The organism is Sphingobium sp. B7D2B (assembly GCF_025961895.1).
In the GTDB taxonomy this organism is placed as follows: Bacteria; Pseudomonadota; Alphaproteobacteria; order Sphingomonadales; family Sphingomonadaceae; genus Sphingobium.
In genome coordinates this window covers 3,545,769-3,551,768 of record NZ_JAOQOM010000001.1, presented here as the reverse complement: position 1 = coordinate 3,551,768, position 6,000 = coordinate 3,545,769, and the positions used below count along the sequence as shown (strand labels likewise).

Below are 6,000 nucleotides of genomic sequence, written 5' to 3'. Positions count from 1 at the left end.
GGCGATGCGCTCCGCTATGCTCATGGTGGAGAGCCGCCCAGCAATATCCCGCATGGCATCGGCCGGTACGGTCAGCCCGTCGATCGCCTTGCGATCATAGCGTGGCAGGCCCAGATGGACGCTGGCGAGCGTGGTGACAGTGCCGGACGTGCCGAGCAGGCGCACCGGCCCGGTCTTGGGCAGCCGCTCGGCAAAGGCGGCAAAAGCCTCGCGCATCCGCCGGAGCATTTCGGCATAGGCCGCGGCGCGCTCGCTGGCGGTGTCGCCATGGCCGGCCACGGCTTCCGCCAGCGACACGACGCCATGCGGGGCGCTGTGCCAGTCGACGATGCGCAACTGGTCGCCATCGCCATCGAGCAGCACCAGCTCGGTCGAGCCTCCGCCGATGTCGAAGATGAGCGCCGGGCCTTCGCCACGTTCCAGCAGCGCCTTACAGCCGAGGACCGCAAGCCGCGCTTCCTCGCGGGGCGAAATGATGTCGAGCATGATGCCGGTTTCGCGCTGCACCCGGTCGACAAAGGCGCGCCCGTTTTCTGCCTGCCGGCAGGCTTCGGTCGCAACAGAGCGCGCCAGGACCACGCGGCGGCGGCGCAGCTTCTCGGCGCAGACGGAGAGGGCGGACAAGGTGCGGTCGATCGCGGCGTCAGACAAGCGCCCGGTGGCGGAAAGGCCTTCGCCAAGGCGAACGATACGGGAAAAGGCGTCCACGATCACGAAGCGGTCGCCATCCGGCCGCGCAATGAGCAGGCGGCAATTGTTGGTGCCGAGGTCGAGCGCAGCCAGATTGCCGCGCGGCAGCGGACGATTGAAGGATCGCGCCTTCTGTTTCACGCCCCCGGCAGACACCAGTGTGCCGGGCTCCTGCCCCATGCGCGGCGCGGGCGTCGCCTTATGCGCCATGACTTCTTGACCTTCTCTTCCGGCGGGACTTCCGCCGGGACTTGCCACCACGCTAGACGTGCGTGGCGGGCGACGCAAGGTGGCTGCCATGCTCCGAACGATGAGGGTGGAAAATCGCCTTGACCGCAGGCAGTCCGCGCCCTATCTGCGCCCGCTCTTGCCCCGTCGTCTAAAGGTAAGACTACGGACTCTGACTCCGTCAATCGAGGTTCGAATCCTCGCGGGGCATCCAGCTTTTCAGATCATCGCGACCGCGTCCGCCCCTTTCGGGGTGGCGCGGCCGGTCGCCGGTTTCGCGGCCGGATCAGCGCGGGCCGCGGGTTCCGCGCGGGTCGCGCCAGCGGAAGGCCGAATCGGCAATGGGCGCGCCATATTTGAGGTTGCTCAGGCGAATGTTGGTGCGGTTACCCTGCGCATCCAGCGCCACCCAGCCATAGAGGGAGAGCCCACCCGGCACGCCGGCCTTGCGGGTGAAGATGAGCGTGATCACGCCATATTCGGGATGCTGGGGATCGCGCACTTCCACCGAGACGACGCGCGGATCGCCCGTGTCGACGATCTTGCCATAGCGGGTGATGTCGCGCTTGGGGTCGAGCAATGCGCCGAGCGGTGAATTGCGGATCGGCCAGCGCTGCACCTGCGCAACCTGATAGTCGATCATGTAGAGCGAGCTGCCGTCGGCAACGATGAGCAGATCGCCGGCGCCATAATCGAAGCGGATCTTGCCCGGCTGCTTCCAGAGCAGCTTGCCGTTCTGCACCTGCCCGTTGCGGTCGGTTTGGGTGAAGTCGCCGCTCAGCGTGGTGATGCCGCGAACCGCCGTGCTGACGCTCGCGAGGTCGCTCGACCTCGCGGCTTGCGCAGCCACCGGGCTGGCCGGCACCAAGGCCGGCGCCGCGAGCGCGGTCAGCAGCAGAGAGAGGGTGGCGGAACGCCGGGTGAATTTGGGAAGTCTGATCATCGCGCCCGGATAGGTCCCTGCCGTTGAATATCCACTGAATGCCGCGCGCCGCAGCGCGTTCCCGCGCCCGGGGGGCGAGGCAATCGGCCGCTCTTACTTGGGATTGCCCATTTCGTCGCGCAGCACTTCCCGGCGGCCGACATGGTTGGGCGCGCCGACCATGCCTTCATTTTCCATCCGCTCAATGAGGCGCGCCGCGCTGTTATAGCCGATGCGCATCTGGCGCTGGAGCCAGCTGGTCGAAGCCTTCTGGTTCTCGAACACGAGCTGGCAGGCCTTGCGGAACAGCTTGGCATCGGCGCTGTCATCCCCGAGATCGACGCCATCGAGCGCGAAGCTGCCATCTTCTGGCTCCTCGGTGACGGCGGAGATGTAATCCGGCTGGCCCTTGGAGCGCCAATGGTCGGCGACGCCGCGCACCTCATCATCGCTCACAAACGGCCCGTGGACGCGCATCAGGCCCTTGCCGCTCGCCATGTAGAGCATGTCGCCCTTGCCCAGCAGCTGCTCGGCGCCCTGCTCGCCCAGGATGGTGCGGCTGTCGATCTTCGAGGTGACGAAGAAGCTGATGCGGGTCGGCAGGTTCGCCTTGATGACGCCGGTGATGACGTCGACCGAGGGGCGCTGCGTGGCGAGGATGAGGTGGATGCCGGCGGCGCGCGCCTTCTGCGCGAGGCGCTGGATCAGGAATTCGACTTCCTTGCCGGCCGTCATCATCAGATCGGCCAGCTCGTCGACCACCACCACGATCTGCGGCAGGGGCTGATAATCCAGCTCCTCCTCCTCGTAGATCGGCTGGCGGGTCTGTTCATCGAAACCGATCTGGACGCGGCGGCCCAGGGACTTGCCCTTGGCACGGGCGCCGCGGACCTTCTCATTATAGCCGGCGAGGTTGCGCACGCCGATGGAGGCCATCATGCGATAGCGATCCTCCATCTGCTCGACTGCCCATTTGAGCGCGCGAATGGCCTTGGCGGGCTCGGTGACGACCGGGGAGAGCAGATGCGGAATGTTGTCGTAGATGCTCAGTTCCAGCATCTTCGGGTCGATCATGATCAGGCGCAGATCGTCCGGCGTCATCCGGTAGAGCAGCGAGAGCAGCATGGTGTTGAGGCCGACCGACTTGCCCGAGCCGGTCGTACCCGCGACGAGCAGATGCGGCATGCCGGCGAGATCGGCGATGACCGGCTCACCGAAGATGTTCTTGCCGAGGATGATGGGCAGGCCGCCCTTCTGCTCGGCGAACTGCTGGCTGGTGATGAGCTGGTGCAGCACCACGGATTCGCGGTCCGCATTGGGCAGCTCGATGCCGATCACCGTCCGCCCCGGAATGGTGGCGACGCGCGCCGAGAGCGCGGACATGTTGCGGGCGATGTCGTCGGCGAGCTGGATGACGCGGCTGGCCTTGATGCCGGGGGCTGGCTCAAGCTCATACATGGTGACGACGGGGCCGGGGCGCACCTCGGTGATCGCGCCCTTGACGTGGAAGTCATCGAGCACGCTTTCCAGCAGTCGCGCATTGCGCTCCAGGCCGGGCCGGTCGATCTTGCTGACCGCGCTGGCGGGCGCGGGCGACAGCAGGTCGGGAGATGGCAGCGCGCCATTGCCGAACAGGTCTTCCTGTCCCGAGACGGGGCCGAACGCCTTGGGAATGGCGGCGCTGCTCGGTGACTGGATGGTGATCGGCTGGCGGGGTGTGGTGTCCACCGGGCGGCGTGGTTCCGCCTCGCGCTCGGGATGCGGGTCGCGTTCGGGCTCGGCGACATCCAGACTGCCAGCTTTCGCCGTTCGCAAGGAGCCAAGGCTGGAGAGCAGCGGCAGGGCGGGGCGGGCGAGATGCCAGAGCGGCTTTTCGAGCGCGAGGCTGCGGACCCACAGCCACAGGCCGGACGCAATGAACGCCGCCAGCAGTAGCCATTGCAGAATGAGGTCGGCGGTTTCGCCAAGGCGCGCCGTCAGGGCGGTGAGGCCGTGGGCGAACAGGAAGCCGATGACGCCGCCCCAGCGGGCCGGCAGCCCGACCAGCGGTTCGGGCTGGGCGATCCACAGGCCGGTGCCGATGAGCAGCAGGCCACCGAGGCATTTGGCGATCTGCCCCTGCCAGCCGCTCATGTCCGCATCGGCCCACAGGCGCCGCGCGAAGACGAGGATGAAGGGCAGCAGCAGCAAGGCAGGCAGGCCGGCGAAGGTGAAGAGAATGTCCGCCGCCCAGGCACCGGCGGCGCCCATCAGGTTGCGGGTCTCCGGCCCGGCCGCAGTGTTCAGCGCCTGATCGCTCACCTTGTAGCTGAGCAGCGCGAGCAGGAGGAACAGCGCCAGCGCGTACAGCCCGACCGAGCCAGCAAAGGTGCCGATGCGGATAAGGCTCCGGCGCAGCATCGCCTGCCATTCGGGGGTCCGATTCATCGGTGCCCGACTTGCCATTGCCACTCACTCCTTCGTCCGGCGCGGCGGGGTCACGCACGCGCCGTGCCCGAAATGTTCCGCGCGGCGACAATCCTCTTTCACGGACTCGGCGTCAAGAGTCCCCGGTTTTTCGGCATGCAGGGCGCGCTACGGCAGGCGCCGGCGCTGCGAGCCTCACCGGCGAGGCGTTTCCCCGGTGCGAGTGGCGTTCCCGATTTCCAGCGTGTCGATCCGCAGCCGGCTGATACGGGCCTGTCCGATGCGCAGCCGCCCGATGGCGAGCGCGCCGATCGCAATTGCGCCCATGGCAAGGGCACCCAACGCGAAGGCGCCGACCGCAACTGCGCCGGTCGCTGAGGCCCCCGTCGCCGTCGCACCGGTTGCCACTGCACCCGTGGCGCTGGCGCCCGTGAACCGTGACGCAGCCTGCGTCTGCGGCGCGCGCAGATCGCGGCTCGGCGCGGACGGGGCCATGTCGGGCCGGTCGGTCATTCGGCCGCCACGGCGCTGGCATTGGCAGCATCGCTCATCTCGGCTTCCAGCTTGGCCGCTTCGATCTCGGCCGCCTTGGCTTCCACCAGCGAAACGATGTGGTCGATCATCTGGGCATCGTTGATGTGGTGATCGGTCACGCCGGAGAGGTAGACCATATGTTTGCCATTGCCGCCTCCGGTGAGGCCGATGTCCGTCTCCCGCGCTTCGCCGGGGCCATTGACCACGCAGCCCAGCACGGAAAGCGAGATCGGCGTGTTGATGTGCTGAAGGCGGCTCTCCAGTGCCTCGACCGTGCGGATCACATCGAAGCCCTGCCTTGCGCAGCTCGGGCAGGAGACGACGCGGACACCGCGTGTGCGGATGCCGAGCGATTTGAGGATTTCGTAGCCGACACGCACTTCCTCTTCCGGCTCGGCGGAGAGCGAAACGCGAATGGTGTCGCCGATGCCGGCCCAGAGCAGGTTGCCGATGCCGATTGCGCTCTTCACCGTGCCGCCGATCAGCCCGCCGGCTTCGGTGATGCCAAGGTGCAGCGGGCAGTCCACCGCGTCGGCAAGCTGCATATAGGCCGCGACGGCCAGAAACACGTCGCTGGCCTTCACCGCGACCTTATAGTCGTGAAAATCCTGGTCCTGCAGCAGCTTGATATGGTCGAGCGCGCTCTCCACCAGCGCCTCGGGACAGGGCTCGCCATATTTTTCGAGCAGATCCTTTTCGAGGCTGCCGGCATTCACGCCGATGCGGATCGCACAGCCATTGGCCTTGGCGGCATCCACCACTTCCTTCACGCGCGCGGCAGAGCCGATATTGCCGGGGTTGATGCGCAGGCAGGCCGCGCCCGCATCGGCGGCTTCCAGCGCGCGTTTATAGTGGAAATGAATGTCCGCGATGATCGGCACCTTGGCCGCGCGGACGATCTGCTTCATCGCCGCCGTGCTCTCCACGTCCGGGCAGGAAACCCGGATGAGGTCGACACCGGCCTCCTCGCAGCGGCGGATCTGGTCGATCGTCGCCTTCGCATCGTGGGTCGGCGTGTTGGTCATCGTCTGCACGGTCACCGGCGCGCCGCCGCCGACCGGCACGTTGCCGACCATGATCTGGCGGCATTCGCGCCGCGCAATGTCGCGCCACGGGCGCAGGCCGGGATTATGCTCTGACATGATTGTCCTTGGAGAGAGGGCGTGTCCGGGGGTCGGTCATCATCCCGGCGCTTATAGCCCCGCTCTAGGGCAGAGGCG

General features: G+C 67.1%; 5 protein-coding genes and 1 tRNA gene. 1 reads left to right on the top strand and 5 read right to left on the bottom strand.

What is annotated here, in order from left to right:
* Positions 1 to 900 (bottom strand): Ppx/GppA family phosphatase (locus tag M2341_RS16425; RefSeq protein WP_264585946.1); only part of this gene is annotated, 900 nt, incomplete at its 3' end.
* Between the two features lie 158 nt (positions 901 to 1,058).
* On the opposite strand from M2341_RS16425, the gene M2341_RS16420 reads away from it, so the two are divergent.
* Positions 1,059 to 1,132: transfer RNA gene (locus tag M2341_RS16420), tRNA-Gln, on the top strand.
* A 72-nt stretch (positions 1,133 to 1,204) separates the two neighbouring features.
* On the opposite strand, the gene M2341_RS16415 is transcribed toward M2341_RS16420, so the two are convergent.
* From M2341_RS16415 to ispG, 4 genes are all read right to left on the bottom strand, one after another.
* Positions 1,205 to 1,861: a LolA family protein gene (locus tag M2341_RS16415; protein WP_264577135.1), complete on the bottom strand. Its 657-nt coding sequence runs from the start codon at positions 1,859 to 1,861 to the stop codon at positions 1,205 to 1,207.
* A gap of 93 nt (positions 1,862 to 1,954) precedes the next feature.
* On the bottom strand, positions 1,955 to 4,285 hold the full coding sequence (locus tag M2341_RS16410; protein ID WP_264577136.1) for a DNA translocase FtsK: 2,331 nt from the start codon (positions 4,283 to 4,285) through the stop codon (positions 1,955 to 1,957).
* Between the two features lie 156 nt (positions 4,286 to 4,441).
* Positions 4,442 to 4,759: a hypothetical protein gene (locus M2341_RS16405; protein ID WP_264585945.1), complete on the bottom strand. Its 318-nt coding sequence runs from the start codon at positions 4,757 to 4,759 to the stop codon at positions 4,442 to 4,444.
* The gene (gene ispG / locus M2341_RS16400) at positions 4,756 to 5,922 is read right to left on the bottom strand and encodes a flavodoxin-dependent (E)-4-hydroxy-3-methylbut-2-enyl-diphosphate synthase (RefSeq protein WP_264577138.1); all 1,167 of its coding nucleotides are present in this window, start codon (positions 5,920 to 5,922) and stop codon (positions 4,756 to 4,758) included. The genes M2341_RS16405 and ispG overlap by 4 nt, the downstream gene beginning before the upstream one ends.
* Positions 5,923 to 6,000: the final 78 nt, after the last annotated feature.

Coding starts and splice junctions, on each gene's coding strand:
- M2341_RS16405 (WP_264585945.1), bottom strand. CDS start 4,759: ATGACCGACCGGCCCGACATGGCCCCGTCCGCGCCGAGCCGCGATCTG.
- M2341_RS16410 (WP_264577136.1), bottom strand. CDS start 4,285: ATGGCAAGTCGGGCACCGATGAATCGGACCCCCGAATGGCAGGCGATG.
- M2341_RS16415 (WP_264577135.1), bottom strand. CDS start 1,861: ATGATCAGACTTCCCAAATTCACCCGGCGTTCCGCCACCCTCTCTCTG.
- ispG (WP_264577138.1), bottom strand. CDS start 5,922: ATGTCAGAGCATAATCCCGGCCTGCGCCCGTGGCGCGACATTGCGCGG.